Source organism: Phycicoccus elongatus Lp2, from assembly GCF_000367525.1.
Lineage (GTDB): Bacteria > Actinomycetota > Actinomycetes > Actinomycetales > Dermatophilaceae > Phycicoccus_A > Phycicoccus_A elongatus.
In genome coordinates this window covers 575,398-598,316 of the sequence record NZ_HF570956.1, presented here as the reverse complement: position 1 = coordinate 598,316, position 22,919 = coordinate 575,398, and the positions used below count along the sequence as shown (strand labels likewise).

Genomic DNA, 22,919 nt, shown 5'->3' with positions numbered 1-22,919 from the left:
GACGCGATTCGCGCACACTTCACGTCGGACGCGAGCCCAGAACCATTCGGGCACGACCGGATCCTGCTCCTGAAGACCGACTCGGATGAAGTGGTTCATCCTCGCGGAGAAGTCCTCCCCCGAGGGCGCGTCGCCGTTCGACCGCCTCAGGGACCCGAACGTCGCGATTCACTACACGATCCCTCGCCCTGCCGAATACATGACCGGCCTACTCAAGAGCGCCTACCTCGCTGCATGTCTGCACTTCGGCGGCGTCGTGCACTCTCATAGCGTGATGGCCGCGCGCGACGAGCTTCTGCAGGCGAGGGATGCGAAGTCTCGTCGCCACGTTCAACTTGGACCAGTCGCGGAGGGCCTGCGAGTACATCGGACTGGTCTCGCCGCGAACGGCCCGTCGCTGGCTCTCCTCCGTTCTGACCACGACGGCACCAGCACCTATCTAATTTCGCTCGCCGGCACGATCCTCGTCGAGTGGCCGTTCGCCGACCTCGACCCCATGCTCAGCCCACGACTGCGGGCCGCCTGAGGCGACGCCAACTTCAGTCGGCGCGCAGGTCGCACCACTCCTCGTAGGAGAGTGCAAGGTCCTCGGAAGCTTGCTCCCACTCCTTGCCGGTGAGTTCCTTCAAGAACACGAAACCCGTCTCGGGGTGGCCCTCGAACTTCACAACCCGAGCGAAGGTCCCGAGCTCGTCGCAGTCGACGGAGACGACCTCTCCCACCTCGACGGTGCCGTAGACATCCTCGCGGCGCGCCCGGATGTTGCCGTCGGCGTCGGTGTCGAACGAGTCGACGTAGATCCCTGGTTCGTAGGAGCCCATCGTTCGTCCCTTTCCTGGTAGACCGCCGCGACGGCGGCGCGTGAAGTGTCGTCTCTGTCCGGCCACAAGTGGCCGTAGGTGTCGAGGGTGGTCTTCGCCGAGGCATGCCGGAGCCGGCCCTGGACGACCTTGACGTCGAGGCCCGACGCGATCAACAACGAGGCGAAGTAGTGCCGCAGGTCGTGGAATCGGAAGTCGTCGGGCAGGTCGAGCCTGTCGCGGGCATCCCTCATGGCGCGCTGGATCGTCCACGGGCTGCCGGGGTTGCCCCACTCGTCGTCGAGGAACGTCCGCCCGTTCCCCGTACGTGCCGCCTCGGCCAGGATCTGCGCCATCTCGCGCGGGATCGGGATGGCGGTGCGGGACTTGTCGCTCTTCAGCTCCTTCTCCGGCCACTGCACCGCCGGATGGATGACGCCCGCCTCCAGGTCGACGTCGGTGATCCGCAGTGCGGCGCACTCCGCCAGTCGCAACCCGGCGTGTGCCCCCATCAGGATCGCGGGCTGCACCCCAGGCGGGAACGCGTCGTAGAGCGCCCACACCTGCTCGGTCGTGGCGACGTAAGGCCGCTGCTTGCCCATCGGCGGTGATGTACGCCGCGAGCACGGATTGCGGGCGACCAGCCCGTCGTGGACGGCGTCGGTGAAAAGCTGCGAGAGCCGCGAGTGCAGGGCATAGACGTACGACGGCGCCCGGCCCTCCTTCTGGAGCTGCGCGGTCCACGCCCGCACATCCGATGGCTTCACCGCCGAGAGCGGCACGGCGCCGAAGTGCACCTTGATGATCTTCAGATGGACCTCGGCCATCCGCACACTCGACTCCCGCCGGTTGCCGTAGCCGGCCAACCAGGTGTCGCGCCACTGCCCGACCGTCACCTTCGCGTCGGCAGGCGCGACGTGGTCGCCACGCAGGAGCGAGGCGAGCTGTCCATCGAGCCACTTCTGCGCGTCGACCTTGCGCCCAAAGGACCGCTGGATCTCACGGCCGCCGTCGTCGACGTACCGGGCACGCCAACGAGTGACCTTCCCCGCAACGGCGGAGGGCACCTCGACGGTGTTCCCGTCGGCGTCCTTGACGCGCTTGCGCCAGCGGTCCTCGACGGAGCCGCGCTGATTGAGCCGCTGCTTCGGAGACACGTAGCCGTTCACGCGGCCGTCGGGTCGCCGTCGCGCTGCTCCACGAGCCACCGGAACACATCGGCCCGGACATAGCGCAGCCGCCGCCCGATGATGAACCCGCGCGGCCCGGTACCCAGCACCCGCCAGTAGCGCAGCGAAGCCACCGGCATGCGCAGCAACTCGGCGACCTCCTCGATGGTCAGCAGCGCGTCGATGCGCTCGGGGTCACGGGTGGTGTCGTCGGTCATGGTCGGCTCCAAAGGGTTGAGGTTGGTCCTACCCCCAATGGCCGAGGAGCCGAGGCGAGTGGCCACGCCTCGGAGAAGTGTCGGAGGCATCGGGCATCCTGAAGGGCTGTCCGGAAGGACCGGGCGGCGGAGGGTCGCCCATGTCCCAGCCCAAAGGCCCGGCTCTTACTAGAGTTACGCCTGTGATCACTGGTGAGCTGAAGAGCAAGATCGACCGCGTCTGGGACGCCTTCTGGTCGGGAGGCATTAGCAACCCGCTCGAGGTCATCGAGCAGATCACCTACCTGCTCTTCATCCGCCGCCTGGACGACATCCAGACGCTGGCGGAGAAGAAGGCGCGTGTGACCGGCGACCAAATCGAGAGCCCCGTGTTCCTGCCCGGCCAGGCGCACCTGCGATGGAGTCAGTTCAAGAACGCCTCCCCCGAGGTGATGCACAAGACCATTGCCGACGAGGTGTTCCCGCTCCTGCGCGGTCTGGGCGACGGCACCACCTACAGCGAACACATGAAGGACGCCAGGTACACGATCCCGACCTCGGCACTTCTGTCCAAGGTCGTCGACATGCTCGACGACATCCCGATGGCCCACCGGGACACCAACGGCGACCTCTACGAGTACCTGCTCTCCAAGATCGCCTCAGCTGGCGTCAACGGTCAGTTCCGTACGCCGCGCCACATCATCGAGCTGATGGTCAAGATGACCGCGCCCAAGCCGTCCGACGAGATCTGCGACCCGGCATGCGGCACCGCCGGCTTCCTCGTCGCAGCCAGCGAGTACGTCCGGGACACGCACGCCGACGCCCTGCTCGACTCCGCGCAGCGCAAGCACTTCCACGCTTCGATGTTCCACGGCTACGACTTCGACTCCACGATGCTCCGCATCGGCAGCATGAACATGCTGCTGCACGGTATCGAGTCCCCCGACATCCGCTACCGCGACTCACTCTCCGAGGGCGCAGCCGGGGACGCCGACAAGTACACGCTCATCCTCGCCAATCCACCCTTCGCTGGTTCACTCGACTACGAGTCCACCGCCAAGGACCTGCAGCGGATCGTGAAGACGAAGAAGACCGAGCTGCTATTCCTCGCGCTGTTCCTCAAGCTGCTCAAGCCCGGCGGACGAGCGGCCGTCATTGTGCCCGACGGTGTCCTCTTCGGTTCGAGCACCGCGCACAAGGCGTTGCGGAAGATGCTGGTCGAAGAGCAGAAGCTCGACGCCGTCGTGAAGCTGCCGTCAGGTGTCTTCCGCCCGTACGCCGGCGTCTCCACCGCGATCCTGTTCTTCACCAAGACCAACTCCGGCGGCACCGACGACGTCTGGTTCTACGACGTCCAGGCCGACGGCTTCAGTCTCGATGACAAGCGCAACCCGGTCGAAGCCAACGACCTCCCCGACGTGCTCGCCCGTTGGCAGACCCTCGGGGACGAGAAGGATCGTGCCCGCACCCAGCAGTCGTTCCTCGTGCCCAAGGACGACATCGTCGCCTATGGCTACGACCTCTCCTTGAACCGCTACAAGGAGATCGTCCACGACGAGATCGAACACCGCGATCCACTGGAGATCATCGCCGACATCGAGACGCTTGAGGACGAGATCGCCAAGGGTCTCGCCGAGCTCAAGGCGATGCTCTCGTGAAGACCGCCCCGTTGGGCGACATCGCCAAGATCGTTTCAGGAGCGACGCCGAAGACCGGTGTTGCTGAGTACTGGGACGGCGAGGTGCAGTGGGCCACGCCTGCCGACCTCAGCAAGCTCAACGGGCCGTACATCTCCGAAACCCCGAGGAAGCTGACAGCGATAGGCGTCAGGAGTTGCCCGACGACAGTCTTGCCTGCAGGTTCAGTGCTTCTGAGTTCGCGGGCGCCGATCGGCCACGTTGCGATCAACACCGTCCCGATGGCAACGAACCAGGGATTCAAGAGCCTCGTCCCGGGACCGGACCTTGATGCGAAGTACCTGTATTACTGGCTGAAGTCGAAGACCGCCTACCTTCAGTCGCTCGGCAACGGCGCCACGTTCAAGGAACTGTCGAAGAAGACGACCGAGCAGATCGCCGTCCCCCTCCCACCTCTCCCCGAGCAGCGCCGCATCGCAGCGATCCTCGACCACGCCGACGCTCTCCGCGCCAAGCGCCGCCAAGTTCTCACGAAGCTCGACGAGCTTGAACAGGCAATCTTCCTCTCGATGTTCGGCCACGACCGAGAGCTCCGATCCGTGGCCGAGCTCTGCCATCTGGTGGTCGACTGCGTCAATAGGACGGCGCCGGTGGTCGAGAACGTGACGCCGTACAAGATGCTTCGCACCACGAACATTCGAAACGGGGCTGTCGACACGACGAACGTGCGGTACGTGGATCAGGCTGTCTTCGAGAAGTGGAATCGGCGAGCCACCCCTCGCCGGGATGACGTGATCCTGACACGCGAGGCGCCAGTCGGAGAGGCTGGCGTGTTGCTCAGCGATGACAAGGTCTTTCTCGGCCAGCGGTTGATGCTCTACCGGGTGGACGCGGCGAAGATGACACCCGACTACCTGGCAGCTTGTTTCCGCAGCCCGGTGCTTCAAGAGCAGTTCAATCGGCTCGGCTCGGGCTCTACCGTCAAGCACCTTCCTCTACCCGCCTGCCGAAACTTCCAGATCCCAGTCGCGCCGATGAGCGACCAAGAGCGGTTCTCGGAGCGCATCGCGTCGATCAACGCGCTCCGCGTCAGCCTCCGCGCACAAGCAATGTCTGAGTTCGGCCTCGTTGGTGCCCTTCAATCCCGCGCCTTCCGAGGGGAGCTGTGACCGATGCCCGTTGAGATGAGGATGTGGCGCATCGACGGCAACGAGCCGAAGCCACTGACCACCTCGGTCCTGCCTGCCGAGAAGGACCTGCACGAGTTCCTCAAGCGCGACCCCTCTCTGCTCGGCGAGCGCCTGCTGGTGATCGGCAGTGAGGTGATCACGCCATACGGCCCGCGCCTCGACCTGCTCGCCATTGATGCCGACGGCAATCTCAATCTGTTGGAGCTGAAGCGCGACAAGACGCCACGCGAGGTCGTCGCCCAGGTACTCGACTACGGCTCCTGGGCCTCAACCCTGTCGCGGGACGACATCATCGACATCGCCACCAAGCATCTCGACCAGCCGTTCGAGGCCGCGTTCGAGGACGTCTTCGGAAGCGCGCCACCCGACGAGCTCAACGGCGACCTCAGCCTCACCATCGTGGCTGCCGAGCTCGACGCCAGTTCTGAGCGCATCGTCAACTACCTTCGCGACTTCGGTGTACCGGTCAACGCGGTGTTCTTCTCCTATCTCGAGGACGACGGACGACGCTACCTGGCCCGCTCCTGGCTGACCGCGTCGGACGACGAGACGCCGACCGCGGCTACGGGAAACAAGAAGAGCAAGCGCGCCGCGTGGAACGGCAAGGACTGGTACATCTCATTCAGCGGCGGAGAGCGCGTCTGGGACGACGCGCGGCAGTTCGGCTTTGTCTCCGGCGGTGGCGGGAAGATGTGGTCGCAGGACATGCGGGCGTTGCCGACGGGTGCCCGCATCTGGGTCAACGTGCCGCCCATGCGCTACGTGGCAGTCGGGAGGGTGCTGGCTCCGGCCACGCGCTTCGAGGTCGCCGAAGTTCGAGTTGACGACGCTTGGGCTCCGCTGGCCACGCAAAACCTGGAGGGCGTCTACTCCAGCGACCCGACGAGGGACGACGATTTCGCCGAATGGGTCGTGCCGGTCGAGTGGATCGATGCTCGGCCTCTCGAGGCTGGGTTCTGGGAGAAGGGCATGTTCGCCAGCCAGCACAGCGCCTGCAAGCTCCGCCAGGAGTTCACCCTCGGGCGCCTGGCCGACCACTTCAACATCGACGACGGCGAGTGATCGACGCTCATGGGGAACTTCGACTTCGTCCGTCAGACGCTGCCGTCACTACATGGCGACTGCGCCCGGGCTGAGTCGTACCTGTCGTCCGACCCGCGATCGGCGTGCTTCTACAGTCGCCGGGTGGTCGAGGAGCTCGTCGGCTACTTGTACGACGTCCTCTCGCTGCCCCTCCCGTACCGCGACGACCTCGCGGCGAAGATCAACGACGCTGCGTTCAAGGCCAAGGTGCCGCAGGGCATCACCCAGAAGCTGACCGCGATCCGTCGCATCGCCAACACCGCGGTGCATGAGAACCGCCAGATCCGCCCGGACGTGTCGCTGGCAGTGCTGCGCGAGCTGTTCAACGTCGTCGTGTGGACGTCGTACCACCACTCCCCTACGCCGACAGTGGTGCCGCTTCAGGCCCAGTTCGATCCTGCCCTCGCCGCCAAAGCCGCGCCGCTGTCGCGGGAGGAGGTCGCCCGCCTCGCTGCGAAGTTCAAGGAGCAGGACGAGGCCCACGCCCGCGAGCTCGCCGAGAAGGACGAGCGACTGGCCGCCCACGAGGCGGAGATCGCCGAGCTGAAGACTCAGATCGCAGCCGCCCAGGCAGCAGCAGCGCCGGACACGCGGGACTACGACGAGGCCGCCGCCCGGGACCTGTTCATCGACGTCCTCCTGCATGAGGCCGGCTGGGCGCTGGATGAGGAGCGCGACCGGGAGTACCCCGTCACGGGGATGCCCAACGCTGAGGGGAGCGGCTTCGTCGACTACGTCCTCTGGGGCGCCGATGGGCTGCCCCTGGCAGTGGTCGAGGCCAAGCGCACAGCGAAGTCACCCGAGGTGGGCCAACAGCAGGCCAAGCTGTACGCCGACTGCCTGGAGCAGCAGTTCGGCCGTCGGCCGGTGATCTTCTACACCAACGGGTACGAGCACCGGATCTGGGACGACGCCGGCGGCTACCCACCCCGCGAGACCCAGGGCTTCTACACCCGCGACGAGCTGGAGCTGTTGATCCAGCGCCGCCAGACCAAGCTCCCGTTGGCGTCCGCGCAGGCGAACACCGACATCGCTGGCCGTCCGTACCAGGTGCGGGCTATCAAGGCAGTGGGCGATGGGTTCGACCGCAAGCAGCGCGAGGCCCTCCTCGTGATGGCTACCGGCTCGGGCAAAACTCGCACCACCATCGCGCTCGTCGATCTGTTGCAGAAGGCGAACTGGGTCAAGCGCGTGCTCTTCCTCGCTGACCGCACCGCCCTTGTCAACCAGGCGGCCAACGCGTTCAAGCAACACCTGCCTGGCTCGACGACGGTCAACCTCGTGACCGAGAAGGCGATCGAGGGGCGCGTCTACGTCTCGACATACCCCACGATGATGAACCTCATCAACGAGATCGACGACGGCACTCGCCGCTTCGGGTCCGGCTACTTCGACCTCATCGTGATCGACGAAGCCCACCGCTCCGTCTACGCCAAGTACGGCGCGATCTTCGACTACTTCGACTCACTTCTCATCGGCCTCACCGCGACACCCAAGGACGAGGTCGACCACAACACCTACCGGCTGTTCCACCTCGAGGACGGTGTCCCCACCGACAACTACTCCCTCGACGAAGCAGTCGACTCCGGCTACCTCGTGCCCCCGAAGGGCATCAGCGTCGGCACCCAGTTCCTGCGCTCCGGCATCAAGTACGACGACCTCACCGAGGAGGAAAAGGACCAGTGGGACGTCCTCGACTGGGGCGAGGACGGTCCGCCCGACGAGGTCGGTGCCGAGGAGATCAACCGGTTCCTCTTCAACGAGGACACCGTCGACAAGGTCCTCGAAACCCTCATGGTGCAGGGCTACAAGGTGGCCGGCGGGGACCGTGTGGGCAAGACGATCATCTTCGCCAAGTCCCAGAAGCACGCTGAGTTCATCGAGAGGCGGTTCAACCTCGCCTACCCCGAACTTGCCGGCCACTTCGCCCGCGTGATCATCCACGGCACGCCGTACGCCCAGTCGCTGATCGACGACTTCTCGATCAAGGACAAAGCGCCGCACATCGCGATCAGCGTCGACATGCTCGACACAGGCATCGACGTACCCGAGGTCGTGAACCTCGTCTTCTTCAAGATGGTGCGCTCGAAGTCGAAGTTCTGGCAGATGATCGGCCGCGGCACCCGCCTCTGCCCCGACCTGTTCGGCCCAGGCGAGGACAAGCAGGACTTCCTGGTCTTCGACTTCTGCGGCAACCTCGAGTACTTCATCCAGGACCTCCCCGGATCCCAGGGGCAGACCCAGAAGTCACTCTCCCAGCGCCTCTTCGAGGCCCGACTCGGACTTGTCACCGCACTCGGTGACACCGAACCCGATCTACGCTCGTCCGCCGTGAAGACGTTGCACGAGGTCGTCGCCGGGATGAACCTCGAGAACTTTGTCGTCCGCCCGCACCGCCGAGCCGTAGAGAAGTACGCGTCCGCAGAGGCGTGGGACCAGATCGTGCCTGATGACGCGGAGGCGCTGCTCACGCTCGCCGGACTGCCGTCCTCGGTCCGTGACGACGACGAGGACGCCAAGCGCTTCGACCTCCTCATCCTGCGTCGACAGCTCGCCCAGCTCGACGGCGACGCCGTGCTGGTCGAGCGGCTGCGCGAGTCCGTCCAAGCCATCGCCGCCGCACTGCTCGGCAAGACCACGATCCCGAGCGTCGCGGAGCAGGCCGTGCTGCTGGAGTCGGTGGCCAGCGACGAGTGGTGGATCGACGTGACGCTGCCGATGCTGGAGCTCGCCCGACTCCGCATCCGGGGTCTCGCCCGATTCATCGAGAAGACGGCACGCAACCCGATCTACACCGACTTCGAGGACACGATCGGCGAAGGCGTCGAGGTGGTGCTCCCCCGCGTCACCCCCGGCACCAACTTCGAGCGCTTCCGCGCCAAGGCCGAGGCGTACCTTCGCGAGCACCTCGACAACCTCGCCCTCCAGCGCCTCCGCCGCAACAAGCAGCTAACCACCAACGACCTCAGCGAGCTGGAGCAGATGCTTGTCGCCTCCGGCGGCCAGCAGGTCGACCTCGTCTGGGCCAACGAGCAAACCGGCGGTCTGGGCATCTTCGTCCGCAGCCTCGTCGGCCTCGACCGCTCGGCCGCGATCGAGGCGTTCGAGAGCTACCTGGACGGCGCGAAGTTCTCCGCCGATCAGGTCCGCTTCGTGAACCTCATCATCGACGAGCTGACCAAGAACGGCGTCATGGAGCCTGCACGCCTCTTTGAGTCGCCCTATACCGACCACGCCCCCACCGGCCCCGACTACTTCTTCCCCGACGCGGATGTCGAGGTCATCGTCGACACGCTGCAGCAGATCAAACGGACTGCCGTTCCGAGCGATGTGGCCTGACCAATGTGGATCGGTGACATCGATGTGCCGCAGGCCGTACTCGACGCTGCCGAGACAGGCGATCTTGTTTGGAGCCGGTGCCTCCCGCGCCCATCCGGCCGACCTTCCGGACTTCGCGCAACTGGTGCGCAAGATTGGCGCCCTCGTTGGGCGCGAACCGTCAGACGATGAGGTCCGCCACCCCGATGTCTTTCTGGGTCGACTTGAAGACAACGGCAACGACGTGCATCAGCTGGTGGCGAATGCGATTGACCTGCCTGGATCGCAGCCGAACGCCCTTCATGAAGCGATCACGGGGCTTGCAATTGCGTATCCGAGCCCGCGAATAGTCACCACCAACTACGACCGGCATCTCACCTCGTCGGCAATTGCGACGTCCGTAGACCTGGGCGTCTACGAGGCTCCGGCTCTACCTGTCGGCGATGACTTCGAGGGTGTGGTTCACCTCCACGGTTCGTTGTCTCAGCCCAGCCGCAGGCTCGTCGTTACGGACACCGACTTCGGACGCGCCTACCTCCGAGAGGCATGGGCAGCCAGGTTCCTCGAGAGGATGTTCTCGAAGTTCACGGTCGTCTTCATCGGCTACAGCCACGGCGACGTCGTGATGCAGTACTTGGCACGTTCCCTCGGGCCGGATCAAAGCCGATACGTACTCACCGACGACGAGCAGAACGCAGAGTGGCGCCGTCTCGGTCTGACGCCGATCTCGTATACGAACGATTCAGGGGACCACTCGGCCCTGCCAGAATCGCTCGAGCGATGGCAAGTCCTGGCGACGATGGGGCAAGTCGAGCATCGCGCCCGACTTGCCGAACTCGTTTCCGCGGAACCGCCCACCATCCCGGAAGAAGTCTCGTACGTCGAGGCTGCACTCGCACACCCGGAGCGGGTGAGGTACTTCACGGAGAAGGCAAAGTTCGATGACGCCGACCGCAGCCAGCGATGGTTCGCATGGCTCGAAGCCCGCCCCGCATTCCTCTCCCTGTTCTCGCAGGACGCCGCAAGCCAGCCGACAGTCCGCACCATCATGTGGTGGATTGCCGACCAGTACATCCTCTCGGAAGAAGTCTCGGGGATGGCACTACGCGCGTTCCGCGACAGGCCCTGGCCACCAGATACGTGGTACGCCATCACACGGGCGCTCTTCGCTTACAAAGGCACGTTCCCGAAGTGGCTCAACCCATGGCTCCAGCTTGTCCTTCAGAACGCCCCGACCCATCAGCAGGACCTGCTCGACATGATGCTCGTCGACAAGGACTGGTCCGCAAACTTCGATATAGCCCTCATGGTGTTCGAGGATCGGACCCGCCCACGCCTGAGGCGAGCATTCGACCTCGGCGGACCAGCAGCCCAGCCTCGGTTCGAGGTCGACCTCTGCGGTGACGAGCACTGGCTCACGGACAACTGGACGAAGATCTTCGTACCACTGCTCGACAAGCACTTCGCCCAGGTCCTCAGCCTGACAACTCAGCAGATCTCGAGTGTCTATCGAAGCCTTCGTGGCGTGAATCCTGACAGCAGCTTCGATCCGGTCTCCTTCTCGCGATCAGCCATTGAACGCCACGAGCAAGACAGTCATCGCGACTCCGTAGATGCCCTCATCGATGCGGCGCGTGACTCTATCGAGGCCGCCCTCTCCCATGCCATTCCCCTCGCAGAGGCCTATCTGGCGGTCTGGTGGTCCTCGCCCAACACGATCCTTCAACGCCTCGCCGCGCACGGCTGGCGCGTGCGCAACGACGTCGGTCCCGACGAGAAGCTGAACTGGGTTCTCAATCAGAACCGTCTGTGGGACGTTCAGCTACAGCACGAGGTGTTCCAGCTGATCCGGGACACACTCCCGACTTCGGGCGGCGACGTGGCCCGCAGGCTTGTCGACGTCGCTATCGCTGGTCCTCCTGGCGACGATGACGATGAGCACTCGCCGTACCGGAGCTATAACCTGCTCGCTTGGCTCGCAGACTCCGCACCCGATCTTCAGATCGCGACGGCTGCCTTTGAGCAGGTGCAGGAGGCGCACCCCGAGTACGCCAAGAGGGAGCATCCCGACCTCAACCGCTACGGTTCATCCGGCTTCGTCGAAGATGCACTTCCGTTCACCGCCGCGGAACTCCACGAGCTGGTGGACCAAGATCCAACTACGGCCCTCGCTCGCCTGCGACAGTTCCAGACGGAGCAAACCTCCCTGAAGGGACCGTCCTGGACCGGCGCACTTCGCTCCCTTCAGGCCTGTGTCACGGCATACCCGGCGGATGGCACACAGCTCGCTCAAGTCCTGGAGACTGAGGACAGCGACTTCCGCGCGTCGTTGATCTACGGCTGGGACCGCGCAACTCTCGAGGTGGAGTTGATCGAGAATGTGTTGACGATCATTGCTAGCTGGGATCACGACGAGATTCGGAGGCCAGCATGCGCAATGTTGTCGAACGGGGGCGGTCCGGAACACCCGACACCGTGGCACCAGCTCGAACAGGCTCACCGCCTCGCGGCTGATCTTTGGCCGTCGTCTGACATCGACGGCGCCGTCGTCAGCGGGGCCGACATCGTCATGGAAGCGATCAACCATCCCGCAGGTGACCTCGCTGAGTTCTGGACGAAGGTAGTTCAGTGGGAGTGGTCCGAGAGCGAGTCGACCTGGGACGGCCTCCCGCAGCGCGTTGCCGCACAGCTAGATCGGCTGGTGTTGGCCAACGGTCGCAACGGCCTGCTCGCTCGCGCCTTTCTCGCCTCACAGTTGCACTTTTTCTTCGGTGCAGATCGTGAGTGGTGTCAAGACCGGCTTCTCCCACTGTTTGACTGGACGAACGACGCCGAGTCCGCGGCCGCATGGCAGGGCTTCCTCACCTGGGGGCGATGGAACGACGGTCTGCTCCAATCCGGACTGCTCGACGCCTATATGACGACCACGACGCACTTCGAGGAACTTCCCAACGGCCTCCGCAGCCAGCTCGCGGGTCATCTGACGTCAATTGCGATGTTCGCCCCGGTCGACCCTGCGACCTGGTTGACACGCTTCATCGGCGCAGCGTCAGAGGACCTCAGAGTCTCCTGGGCGCAAGAAGTCGGCCGCACGCTGGCGCACCTCGAACCTGGTGACGCCCCCGGCCAGTGGGACCGATGGATCCGTGCGTACTGGTCCGGCCGCAATCAGTCTGTTCCCCTGCCGTTCACACCCACCGAGGCATCGGCGACAGCCGAATGGGTCGTCGAGCTGCCCGACGTGCGGAACCAGGCGATCGATCTCGTGCTGGGCTCCGAGGCAGGTCTCGATCAGCACGGCGGGTTCCTCTACCGCCTCAAGGACGTCGACGTTGCAGCAGAGGCAAGGGATTGGGCTCGACTATTGACCCATCTCCTCAAGAACACGACCGGCCAGCAGTGGGGTATCGGCTATCGACTGCAAGAGATCGTCCCCCGACTTCGCGAAGGCGATCCCCAGCCCGATCTCACAGGCCTGATCAACGAGGCGATGCGACTCGGCGCAACGGATGCCGCCGACTGGTAGTCCACCCTCTCTACGATTTCTCTCCATCCATCGTCACTCTCCCTTTCGCCGTCCTCGCCCTCCACCTCGTTCTTCCCCGCCTCCCCGCCTCCCGCCTCCCGTCCCTCCTCTCACTCCTCCCCCTCTCCAGACACACCTCTTTCATCCACAGCTCGTCCGGTGGCCACTCGGATCCTGCGCGCGGCCGTTTGGGATGTGACGATGACGATTCACAAGCTCTCGGCGGGGTCGGGGTATCAGTACCTGACACGGCAGGTCGCTGCGCTCGACTCGACCGAGAAGGGTGCCACTCCGCTGGCCGACTACTACTCAGCGAAGGGCGAGTCCCCCGGCCGATGGGTCGGCTCTGGGGTCTCCGGGGTCGACGGCCTGGAGGTCGGCGACGTGGTGACTGCGGAGCAGATGAAGCGCTTGTTCGGGACCGGTGTGCACCCGCTCACCGGCGACCCGCTCGGTGCGCCCTACAGGGTCTACGACAACTCTGGCATCGACGGGTTCAACGCCGAGGTCGCTCGGCGGGTGAAGGCCGGCGGAGTGTCGACAAGCGCAACCGCAGGCGAGGGCGGCTCCATCGCCGGGAGGCCGCCGTACGACGTTCTCGCCCGGGTGCGCGCGGAGGTCGCTCGTGAACGCTTCGTCGCCGACCACGGGCGCGAGCCGAAGAACGCTCGGGAGCTGTCGGATGCCCTGGCTCGCTACTCGCGGCCGCGACGGTCGGCTGTGGCCGGGTTCGACCTGACCTTCTCGCCGATGAAGTCGGTCTCGACGGTGTGGGCGATCGCGCCTCCCGAGATCGCGCGCGTGATTCAAGCGGCCCACGATGGCGCCGTCAGCGACGCGCTTGAGTTCATCGAGCAGCACGCCTTGTTCACGCGGGAGGGGCGTAACGGCGCCCGGCAGGTCGAGACCCACGGACTGGTCGCAACGGCGTTCACCCACCGGGACTCCCGGGCGGGCGACCCCGACCTCCACACGCACGTCGCCGTTGCCAACAGGGTGCAGACCGCGAATGGCAAGTGGTTGTCGATCTATGGAACGGTGCTGTTCGAGCACACCGTCGCCGCATCGGAGACCTACAACACCGCGCTGGAGCTACGACTCGTCGAGGCGCTCGGGGTAGAGTTCGCCGATCGCCCGGGGGTTTCGACGGGCTCAACCGCCAGAGATCGCAAGCGGCCGGTGCGGGAGATCGTCGGGGTGCCTGCCGAACTGTGCGAGCGGTGGTCCGAGCGACGCAAGGCGATCACCGTGCGGCAGCGGGAACTGACACAGCAGTTCAAGGCCACCCACGGGCGGTCGCCGTCGGCGGTGGAGGCGGTCGCGTTGGCGCAGCAGGCGAACCTGGAAACGCGCGAAACCAAGCACGAGCCGCGCTCCGAGGCCGAGCAACGCAAGGCGTGGAGGGCCCAGGCGGTGGAGTTGCTAGGGTCGGCCCGGGCCGTCGACGACATCCTGGTCTCGGTACGTCGCCCCACAGTCGGCAGTCGACCGCAGGTGACCTCGGCGTGGGTGCGGGAGTCAGCTGAACAGGTGATCGCTGAGGTGGAGTCGCGGCGTGCAACCTGGCAGATCCAGCACCTGCGGGCTGAGGCGCAGCGGCATGTGCGCACGGCCGTTGTACCTGCCGACCAAGTCGCTGAGATCGCCGAATGGATCGTCGATGACGCCGTCGGTCGCCTGTCAATCTACCTGACGCCGGAGCTTGACCCGATCACCGAGCCGCCCGCGCTGCGCCGCTCGGACGGCACCAGCGTCTACCAGCACACCGGCCGCGATCACTACACGAGCCCTCGAGTGCTGGAGGCCGAGCAGCGCATCGTCGAAGCTGCGGGGCGCCTCAACGGCCTCGCGTGGTCTGCCGACGAGGTGCAGTTGTCTGTCCTCGCCGCGATCCTCGACGGCGTACCGCTCAACAGCGGCCAGCAGGACATGGTGACCACGCTGGCGACCAGCGGCGCGCGCGTCCAGCTGGCCCTCGCGCCTGCCGGGTCGGGCAAGACCACTGCGATGCAGGTGCTGGCGAACGTGTGGACCGAGGGCGGGAGCAATGCGGTCGGGCTCGCGCCGTACGCTGCGGCAGCTGGAGCGCTCGCCGAGGCGACCGGAATGCGGTGCGACACGCTCGCCAAGGTCGTCCACGATCTGCGCCACGACGCCACCTCGTCCCTTGTGACAAGCATCGGGCCCGGCACTCTGGTCGTCATCGACGAGGCCGGCATGGCCGACACGCTCACTCTCGCGGCTGTGATCGAGTACGCCGTCGGGCGCGGCGCCACGGTGCGTCTCGTCGGGGACGACCGCCAGCTCGCTGCTGTGGGTGCCGGTGGTGTGCTGCGGGACATCGCCGCTACTCACGGTGCCGTGCGGCTGGACGAGCTGGTCCGGTTCGCCGATCCCGCGGAGGCCGAGGCGTCGCTGGCCATGCGCGACGGCGACCGATCCGCGCTCGGCTACTACCTCGACAACGATCGAGTTCACGTCGGCGACATCGACGGCTGCGTGCACGAAGTCCTCGAGGCCTGGCAACGCGAGCGCACTGGCGGTCGGGACTGCCTCATGCTCGCGCCGACCCGTGAACTCGTGCGGGAGCTGAACCTGCAAGCCCAAGCTGCCCGCGTCCCAGCCGGAGCATCCGCACCGCTGTCGGACGGCTGCGCGGCGCACCTCGGCGATGTAGTGATCACCCGCCGTAACGACCGACGCCTCGGAGTCAGCGCAACGGACTGGGTCAAGAACGGGGACCGCTGGAAGGTCGAGGCCGTGCGGGCAAACGGCAGCCTCTCGGTACGACACCTCGCCTCGCGACTCCATGTGGATCTGCCAGCTGGCTACGTCGCCGCCCACGTCGAGCTTGGCTACGCCTCCACGGTGCGCACCGCCCAGGGCATCACCACCGACGTACTCCACGGCATCGTCACCGGCGTGGAGGACCGGCAGTTGCTCTACACGATGCTCACCCGCGGCCGCGTCGAGAACCACGCCCACCTCGTCCTCGGCCGCGAGGAGACACACGCGCTGCCCGGCCCGGCCGACGACCGTGCGCTGACTGCGACCGAGGTGCTCGAAGGAATCCTCGCCCGTGACGGCGCCGCCGTCTCCGCCACCTCGACTCGCACCGCAGCCGCCACCCCTGAGGCCCAGCTGCACGACGCCGTGACGCGGTACGGCGACGCGGTCGCCCTCGCCGCTTCGAAGCTTCTAGCCGCCCCGGACAGAGCCGGAGCCGGCCCCCTCCCCTGGCTGGCAGGCATCCCCGAGGTTGTGGCCGACCATCCGAGCTGGGGGCCGTACGTGGCCGTGCGTTCGCGCCGAGTGAGCGCGTTGGCCGGGGAGGTGTCGCACCGAGCGGTGTTGCCGCGCTGGATCAAGCGGTACGACGACGTCCTCACGGCCGACCTGCGCCGTGAGCTTGCCGTGTGGCGGGCGGCCACCGGCGTACCCGACGGTGGACGGTCGCTCGTCGGGCCGCCGCCGAACGACGACGCCGAAGCGGCGTACCACCGCAACCTCACCAACCGGATCAACGCTCGCTACGGCGAGGCGCTGCGGGCTTGGCAGGATCGGATCGTCGCGTACGTCGGGCACCGTGACGAGCAGACCGGCCAGTTGGCGAAGTACCTCGACGGGCTGCAGCCCAAGGGCGTCGATGCCGAGCGGTTCCTCGAGCTCGCCGTCGCCCGCAAGCCACTGCCTGTCGACCACCCCACCGCTGCCCTCGCCTACCGAGTGAAGGATCTCGCTGCACGGCGAGACCGGAACGCGGGACTTGTCGACGACTTCCGCCGCGCGACGCCCTCCACTGGACCTACCTTGGGACTGTGATCTCTTATCCGTTGCTTGGAATGTATCTATTTAGGAGATACACTCCAAGCATGAGGTCGAAGGATGCTCTCCGCGTCCTAGCCGAGGTCACCGCCTACCAGTGGGGAATGGTGACGTCGGCTCAAGCCAGCATGCACGGCATCACGCGCCTCGACCTTTCCCGACTCGCCGCCGTGGGCCAGCTAGAGCGTCTCGCCCACGGGGTCTACAAGGACGCCGGCGCGCCCGCCGGCCAGCACGACGACCTGAAAGCAGCCTGGCTCAGCACGGAGCCGAAGACGATGGGCGAGGCGCGCATCAAGGACCTCGCCAACGTTGTGGTCGTGGCCGGAGAGACCGCCGCCGACCTTCACGACATCGGCGACTTCCGCGCCCTGCGGCACGAGTTCACCTCCCCCGCCCGCCGGCAGAGCCAACGCAGCACCATTCGCTACCGCCAGCGCACTCTGAACTCGCGCGACGTCACGCTCGTCGATGGCTTGCCGGTCATGACGATGGAGCGCACCATCGCCGACCTCGTCGAAGAGGTGGGTGACCTCAGCCTCGTCGCCGATGCACTGCGCGACGGCTTTCGTAAGCGGGATCTCGACCTGGAGCGGCTCCGGGCACTCCTCGCTCCCCTTGCCCACCGCAACGGGTTCAAGAAGGGCGATGGCGCCGCCCTGCTGGATCGGCTGATGGAGATCGCCGGCATCGACGTCGATTCGCTCACGCGGCTCATCGCGAGTTCACCGACGTACAGCGCTCTCGCCGAGGTGGCCAGGCTTGTCGGCAACGTCGATGCGTTCACCGGCACGAAGGGAACTGCTGCGCATGCTCGCCGATACGATGGAGTCATGGCCGAGACGGCAGCGCCGAACCGCAAGCCCCTCAGCGGCCCGACCGGACGCCGCGTCGTGGCCCTCCGCGGCGAGTTGCTTGAGGTGCTGCGCCGTCACGGTGTGACGAACCCGGAGATCTTCGGAAGTGCTGCGCGTGGTGACGACCACGAGGGCAGTGACGTCGACATGTTGGTCGACTTTCCTCCGGGGACCAGCATTATCGACATCATCGGCATCCAGCACGAACTGGAGGATCTCCTTGATGTGCCGGTGGATCTGGTCCCCCGCAGCGGGCTGAAGGAGCGCGTGCGCTCCCGGGCGGCGAAGGACCTGCTTCCACTGTGAGCCGATCCGATGCAGAGGTCCTCGAGGACATTGCGGCAGCGATCACTTCGATCCGCTCTCACCTGCAGCACGGGCCGATCAGCGTGGAGATCGTGATGGACGCTGTGGCTATGCGGCTCCTGGAGATCGGCGAGGCGGTGAAGGCTCTCGACGCCGAGACGACCAACACCGAACCGGAGATCCGGTGGCGCGCGATCGCCGGCATGCGGGACTTCCTCGCCCACCACTACTTCGCAACCAACCCCGAGGTTGTCCAGGCAGTGATCGACCAGGACCTGCAGCCCCTCGCCGACGCAGTCGAGCGCATGCGGGCCCGACTACGAGGTCCGGAGGACGGGGCGTAGTCCCGGTCCCGATGAACTTCCATGCGGCCCGGTCACATCGCCAGGCCATTCCGCCGGGCGACCTCCCCCAGTTTGTCGAGGGCCTTCGAGGCGCGGCGTCGGATCGTCCGGGCTGCGAGCGCATGATCATCACTCACCATCTGGGCGACCGACGGTGTGGTCAGCCCAGCCCGGCCACGCCGAAGGGGTGCGTCTGCGAGGTTGGCGGCGACCGCGAGGTCCAGGAGCAGGCCGCGGTCGCGGTCGGACAGTGCTCCTGAGTCGAGAGCCTGCCGCAGGAGCTGGATCAGTTGCTCTCGTGGCTCCTCAGCATCCGGTTCCTCGGCCGGCATCGTCTCGTCGTACCGCTCGATCAGGACCGAGCTCGCCCACGTGGGATCGCGACGCTTGGCCAGCTCGCCCACGCCAAGCTCGGCCATGGACTCGCACTTCACGCGCCTGAGGATGGTCGTGGCGACGTAGCTGTCGTCGGCCGGATCGTGCTCGCAGATCTGGATCCATAGTTGGCCGGCGACGACCTCCTCGATCACCTCCGTGAGCCTGCGCAGCCGGCCCGCGATCCTCGACGCGCCGGGCATCAGCAGCCAGGCAAGTGCGAGGTACGCGCGCGGATCGTTGATGGCCACCCGATTGAGACCAGCGAGGACGGCGTCCCGCTCGACCGGTTCTGCCCGCTTCAACCATCGCGGCAGCTCCCAAATGTCATCGACCACGTTGAGCGACACCTCGACCGTCTGCCATCGAGGCCACTCGGCGTGTACTTCCCTCATGTTCGGGGCGTCGAGATCGTCGACGCCCAGGCACTTCGCAACGCTCATCAGGCTGCTCCTTCCTGTCGGCCCAGGGATGGGCGACAGGAAGGCGTGCAGGCCATGCCAATCGGACGAGATTAGATCCTGCTGGATATGTACGATGCTGGTGTGGCGAACTGGAGACCTCAACCGCGAACCGTGATCGAGGAAGCCCGCCTGGCGAGCGGCCTCGGTCAATCCGAACTTGCGGCGCTTGCGGGAACGTCGCAGCCGACGCTGTCGGCGTACGAACGCGGCAAGAAGATGCCGGGGCTCGCCGTGGCCGAGCGGATCGCGAACGCCGCCGGTTGGAACATCGCGCTCCAGCCGCGGGTGAGCTTCACCGAGCATCCGGCGCCGGAGGGATTCCGCTTCCCGTTCACCGTCCCGGACCGGCTGTGGCGCCTCGAAGCCCCTGCCTGCTTCCGCACGATCACGTTCTTCGACCTGGTCGACGAGGACAACAACAAGTACTGGTGGGATCTATCGATCCGCGCCGACCGCAAGCTCGTCTACGAACGCCTGCTCACCTACGGCGACGAGGCGAGCCTGCGCCTCTACCTTGACGCCGCGCTCCTCATCGACCTGTGGCCGGAGATGGACGTGCCCGAGCCGATGCGGACGCATTGGGCGGCGGTCATCGAGGCGACGATGCAGGCACCGATCCCTTCGGAGCACGAACTTGCCCGCCGGGGCGAGGACACACGGCGCACGGCGGTCGACGTGGTCAACCACGCGACACCGTGAGGACGATCCCGACGGCTTCCCGAGTCCCAGATTCGGCATTACTTCTAAAGCTGCAGGTCATAGGGCGTTTTTGAGCGCAATCATTATTTCCTCCCTAGACTGGCGCCCCGACGTTCGCGATCAACCCAGGAGGCAACCCGATGGCCAAAGGCCACAAGTGCCCGAAGTGTGGCAAGAACACGCTCCAGCCGTACACGACCAACCAGTTGAAGTGCTCGGACTGCAGCACGATCGTGAAGAAGTAGAACCAGCCCGTGGACCTTGAAGACGTCCCGCACGGGGAGTGCGTGGACTGTGGCGCCAAGACCTACCTCTGGTGCGAGCAGCGCAACGGATGGCACTGCACCAGTTGTGACACCGACTGCCCGTGACGGCTGCACGTAGCCGCGCGTCCGCACCCAGGCACCCCCAACGAGGACTGTGATCCATGACCGACAGTGACTGGTGCAATGCGCTCTACTTCCCGTACGGCCGTCGAAAGTTGGGCGGTGTCTTCTGCCGCCTTGAGCCCGACCACGCCGGAGATCACTGGTGCGAAGCCGAGGACGAAATGGGCGAGGACCAGGACGACTGAGCGCCCACGGCCGCTCGCCAAATACCGCAGGGATACCGCAGCAGATCCGTCACGAGCCAACTTGTCGTAGTTCATCCCAATGACGACATTCAGCGTCGGTGCAGGTCAGCGGCACTATTCAGGACCGCACAACACCAGCCAATACCGCAGGGATACAACGAGATGTACTTCGACATCTGAGTTCGCCTCTCGCGCAAAGGGAGTTTGCCTCTGACCGCCTCTGGGCAGGTTCAGAGGCAAACTCCCGTTTGGGGCCACATTGCCCATCCCCTCGTATGCCGTGGCGCCGCCGGCGACGAGAGGCGCAGGCCGGAGGTGCGACCGATCCTCGCTCCACCAGCGGGCACTCGAGCAGAACGGGCTGGCAAGGCAACCGTCATCTGCCGCGGCCTCATGTGCTCGGCTTCGTCACGCAACACGATCCTCGACTCCGGTCACGATGGTCAGGTCTGCACCGACCGGACTCTCAACGCGGTGCGCCCAACCCCGACAGTCGGACCCGCGGCGGCCGAGTTTGGCTGAAGGCAGAGGCGCCCGGGCGAGGATCTCCACTCGACTTTCGTGAAACCCGGGCCGAGTCGATCGGTCAGCGCGGCTTGCCGACGGTCGCCTTGACCTCGCCGCTGGCGTCCCAGTCGTTGGCCTGCATCGCCGCCACCACGACCCCATCACGCACCCAGAAGGCCCGGAAGACGCGCGCGGCCAGGTCACCCTCGACCTCGACGTCGTCGTCGGCCGAGCCGTGGCCCCAGTACTCCATCCCCAGGTCGTACTGATCAGTGAAGAAGTAGGGCTGCCGTTCGTAGTCCTGGTCTCCGCCAAGCAGATTCGCCGCCGCGACCTTGGCCTGCTCGATGGCGGTGTCCCAGTGCTCAACCCGGATGCGCCGGCCCAGGACCGGGTGATCGTGGTTCGCCACATCCCCGATGGCGAAGATCGACGGGTCGGACGTGCGCAGACGGGCATCGACGAGGATGCCGTTGTCGACGTCGAGCCCGGCCTGCTCGGCCAGTGTCGCCTTGGGAGCGACCCCGACACCGACGACGACCAGGTCCGCGCCCCGGAGGTCCTCGGCGGTCACGGTCGCGCCCAGCCGCAGGTCCACCCCGTGCTCGCAGTGCAGGTCGGCGAAGACCTGCGCAACGGTCGGTCCCAGGACCCGCAATAGGGGCAATTCGGCACTCTCGAAGACCGTCACCTCGCTGCCGGCCTCCCGGGCCGCCGCCGCCACCTCGAGGCCGATCCAGCCGGCCCCGATCACGACGATCCTCCTTCCTTCGCCGAAGAACTCGCGGATCCGATCGCTGTCCTCGATGGTCCGCAGGTATGCCGTGTGCGCACCCGAGCCATCGGCGAGGGCCAGGTGCCGGGGCACCGCCCCGGTGGCGATCACCAACTGGTCATAGGGCTGTTCTGCCCCGTCGGTCGTGCGCACCACCTTGGCGTCCCGGTCGATCGCCACGACCTCGGTGTCGGTGCGGAGGTCGACGTCGTGCGCGGCATACCAACCCTCGTCGTGAACGTAGGCCTTCTCGATCGGCTTCTTGCCCATGAGGTAGTCCTTGGACAGCGGCGGCCGCTCGTAGGGTGCATGCGGCTCGGCGGCGAGGAGGACGATGTCGCCCTCGAAACCTCCCTCACGCAGCGAGGTGACCACGGTCCCTCCGGCCAAACCTCCACCGATGACGACGATCGTGCTCATGCCTGCCTCCTGTCCGACCGCGCCAGTTGGCGCGTGCTCGCGAGGAACTCCTCGCGCTCTTGTCCATTCTCCCCCAGGACTCCGCGCACGGCGGTCGTCACGGTGCGACTTCCGCCGGCACGGGCTCCACGCAGGGTCATACACGTGTGTTCCGCAACGACCACGACGCCGATTCCGCGCGGAGCGACGTGCTCCTCGAAGTGCTCGGCCAGCTCGTCCAAGGCCTCGTCGAGGCACACGGCTGCGACGACACCCGCGCCACCCTGACTCCCACCCCGGGAGAGTGTTGCGTCACCTGCGTTCAGTCCGACGATCTCGACTCAGGCTCCTGACCCCTGGGATCGGGCTCGGCAAGGAGCAGACCGAGCTGCACCCCCAGGGCCACCTCGTCGACGGCACCAAAAGCGTTCGCGCGCAACATCCCTGACTTGTCGATCACCAGCAACGACGGCGTGCCCTGCAGGCCATAGGTCCGCATCGTCGCCGGCATACCCGTCCCCTCGGGCCGGTCCACGGCGACCGGGAAGGTGACCCGGTACTCGTGCAGGAAAGCCGCGAGCGACACCGGAGTCATTGCCTCGTGGTGCTCGAAGACCGAGTGCAACCCGATCACCACCACCTCATCCCCGACGCTCGCGTGCACCCTTTTCGCCAGCGGTATGCCGTGGCTCACGCACCCCGGGCAGAGCATCTGGAAGGCCTCGATCACGACCACCTTGCCGCGGAGTCCGCCGAGGGTCCGGGCCGGCGGCTCCGGCCCCAGCCACTGGCTCACATCCCACTCGGGGGCAGGACCCATGACGGGCAACCGATGCATGTTGCCACGGTAGCCGCGAAGCGCTGCGAGGGGCCC

The 22,919-nt window shown here is 66.0% G+C and carries 18 protein-coding genes; 11 read left to right on the top strand and 7 right to left on the bottom strand.

Going from position 1 to position 22,919, the window contains the following annotated elements; all coding sequences use genetic code 11:
• Positions 1-85 precede the first annotated feature (85 nt).
• A complete protein-coding gene (locus BN10_RS17670) occupies positions 86-526 on the top strand; it encodes a hypothetical protein (RefSeq protein WP_010849645.1) in 441 nt (146 codons plus the stop codon).
• Positions 527-539: 13 nt separating this feature from the next.
• Here BN10_RS17670 and BN10_RS17940 read toward each other — a convergent pair whose 3' ends face one another.
• Genes BN10_RS17940 through BN10_RS02785 form a run of 3 tightly spaced genes read right to left on the bottom strand, consistent with a single transcriptional unit; the run spans position 540 to position 2,187 of the window.
• Complete coding sequence (locus tag BN10_RS17940; protein WP_267878866.1) at positions 540-668, bottom strand: hypothetical protein; 129 nt, start codon at positions 666-668, stop codon at positions 540-542.
• On the bottom strand, positions 665-1,957 hold the full coding sequence (locus tag BN10_RS02790) for a site-specific integrase (protein WP_233354248.1): 1,293 nt from the start codon (positions 1,955-1,957) through the stop codon (positions 665-667). The genes BN10_RS17940 and BN10_RS02790 overlap by 4 nt, the downstream gene beginning before the upstream one ends.
• Positions 1,958-1,965: 8 nt before the next feature.
• Positions 1,966-2,187 (bottom strand): helix-turn-helix transcriptional regulator, encoded by a 222-nt coding sequence (locus tag BN10_RS02785; protein WP_040750850.1) that lies wholly within the window; start codon positions 2,185-2,187, stop codon positions 1,966-1,968.
• A 182-nt stretch (positions 2,188-2,369) separates the two neighbouring features.
• Here BN10_RS02785 and BN10_RS02780 point away from each other — a divergent pair, with 182 nt between their 5' ends.
• From BN10_RS02780 to BN10_RS02740, 8 genes are all read left to right on the top strand, one after another.
• Positions 2,370-3,824: a type I restriction-modification system subunit M gene (locus BN10_RS02780; RefSeq protein ID WP_040750848.1), complete on the top strand. Its 1,455-nt coding sequence runs from the start codon at positions 2,370-2,372 to the stop codon at positions 3,822-3,824.
• Positions 3,821-4,972 carry a restriction endonuclease subunit S gene (locus BN10_RS02775; protein WP_010849640.1) on the top strand — a complete coding sequence of 384 codons (1,152 nt, stop codon included), beginning with the start codon at positions 3,821-3,823 and terminating at the stop codon, positions 4,970-4,972. The genes BN10_RS02780 and BN10_RS02775 overlap by 4 nt, the downstream gene beginning before the upstream one ends.
• A 3-nt stretch (positions 4,973-4,975) precedes the next feature.
• Positions 4,976-6,055, top strand: coding sequence for a PDDEXK family nuclease (locus BN10_RS02770; protein WP_010849639.1), 1,080 nt, complete (start codon positions 4,976-4,978; stop codon positions 6,053-6,055).
• A gap of 9 nt (positions 6,056-6,064) precedes the next feature.
• Positions 6,065-9,415 (top strand): DEAD/DEAH box helicase family protein, encoded by a 3,351-nt coding sequence (locus BN10_RS02765; protein WP_010849638.1) that lies wholly within the window; start codon positions 6,065-6,067, stop codon positions 9,413-9,415.
• A 22-nt stretch (positions 9,416-9,437) separates the two neighbouring features.
• A complete protein-coding gene (locus tag BN10_RS02760; protein ID WP_010849637.1) occupies positions 9,438-12,920 on the top strand; it encodes a DUF4020 domain-containing protein in 3,483 nt (1,160 codons plus the stop codon).
• Between the two features lie 201 nt (positions 12,921-13,121).
• On the top strand, positions 13,122-16,742 hold the full coding sequence (mobF, locus tag BN10_RS02755; protein ID WP_051369608.1) for a MobF family relaxase: 3,621 nt from the start codon (positions 13,122-13,124) through the stop codon (positions 16,740-16,742).
• A 50-nt stretch (positions 16,743-16,792) separates the two neighbouring features.
• A complete protein-coding gene (locus BN10_RS16635; RefSeq protein WP_010849635.1) occupies positions 16,793-17,908 on the top strand; it encodes a nucleotidyltransferase domain-containing protein in 1,116 nt (371 codons plus the stop codon).
• On the top strand, positions 17,905-18,252 hold the full coding sequence (locus BN10_RS02740) for a HepT-like ribonuclease domain-containing protein (RefSeq protein ID WP_010849634.1): 348 nt from the start codon (positions 17,905-17,907) through the stop codon (positions 18,250-18,252). The genes BN10_RS16635 and BN10_RS02740 overlap by 4 nt, the downstream gene beginning before the upstream one ends.
• A 32-nt stretch (positions 18,253-18,284) precedes the next feature.
• Here BN10_RS02740 and BN10_RS02735 read toward each other — a convergent pair whose 3' ends face one another.
• Positions 18,285-19,070 (bottom strand): hypothetical protein, encoded by a 786-nt coding sequence (locus tag BN10_RS02735; RefSeq protein ID WP_010849633.1) that lies wholly within the window; start codon positions 19,068-19,070, stop codon positions 18,285-18,287.
• A 102-nt stretch (positions 19,071-19,172) separates the two neighbouring features.
• Between BN10_RS02735 and BN10_RS15495 the strand changes: the two genes are divergently transcribed.
• Positions 19,173-19,790 (top strand): helix-turn-helix domain-containing protein, encoded by a 618-nt coding sequence (locus BN10_RS15495; RefSeq protein ID WP_198013992.1) that lies wholly within the window; start codon positions 19,173-19,175, stop codon positions 19,788-19,790.
• A gap of 427 nt (positions 19,791-20,217) precedes the next feature.
• Positions 20,218-20,364, top strand: coding sequence for a hypothetical protein (locus BN10_RS16630; RefSeq protein WP_156917111.1), 147 nt, complete (start codon positions 20,218-20,220; stop codon positions 20,362-20,364).
• A 586-nt stretch (positions 20,365-20,950) separates the two neighbouring features.
• Here BN10_RS16630 and BN10_RS02725 read toward each other — a convergent pair.
• From BN10_RS02725 to BN10_RS02715, 3 genes are all read right to left on the bottom strand, one after another.
• Positions 20,951-22,066 (bottom strand): NAD(P)/FAD-dependent oxidoreductase, encoded by a 1,116-nt coding sequence (locus tag BN10_RS02725; RefSeq protein WP_010849629.1) that lies wholly within the window; start codon positions 22,064-22,066, stop codon positions 20,951-20,953.
• Positions 22,063-22,305 carry a GTP cyclohydrolase I gene (locus BN10_RS17665; RefSeq protein WP_010849628.1) on the bottom strand — a complete coding sequence of 81 codons (243 nt, stop codon included), beginning with the start codon at positions 22,303-22,305 and terminating at the stop codon, positions 22,063-22,065. Before BN10_RS17665 ends, BN10_RS02725 begins: the two co-directional genes overlap by 4 nt.
• A 62-nt stretch (positions 22,306-22,367) precedes the next feature.
• Complete coding sequence (locus BN10_RS02715; RefSeq protein ID WP_040752346.1) at positions 22,368-22,883, bottom strand: peroxiredoxin family protein; 516 nt, start codon at positions 22,881-22,883, stop codon at positions 22,368-22,370.
• Positions 22,884-22,919 lie beyond the last annotated feature (36 nt).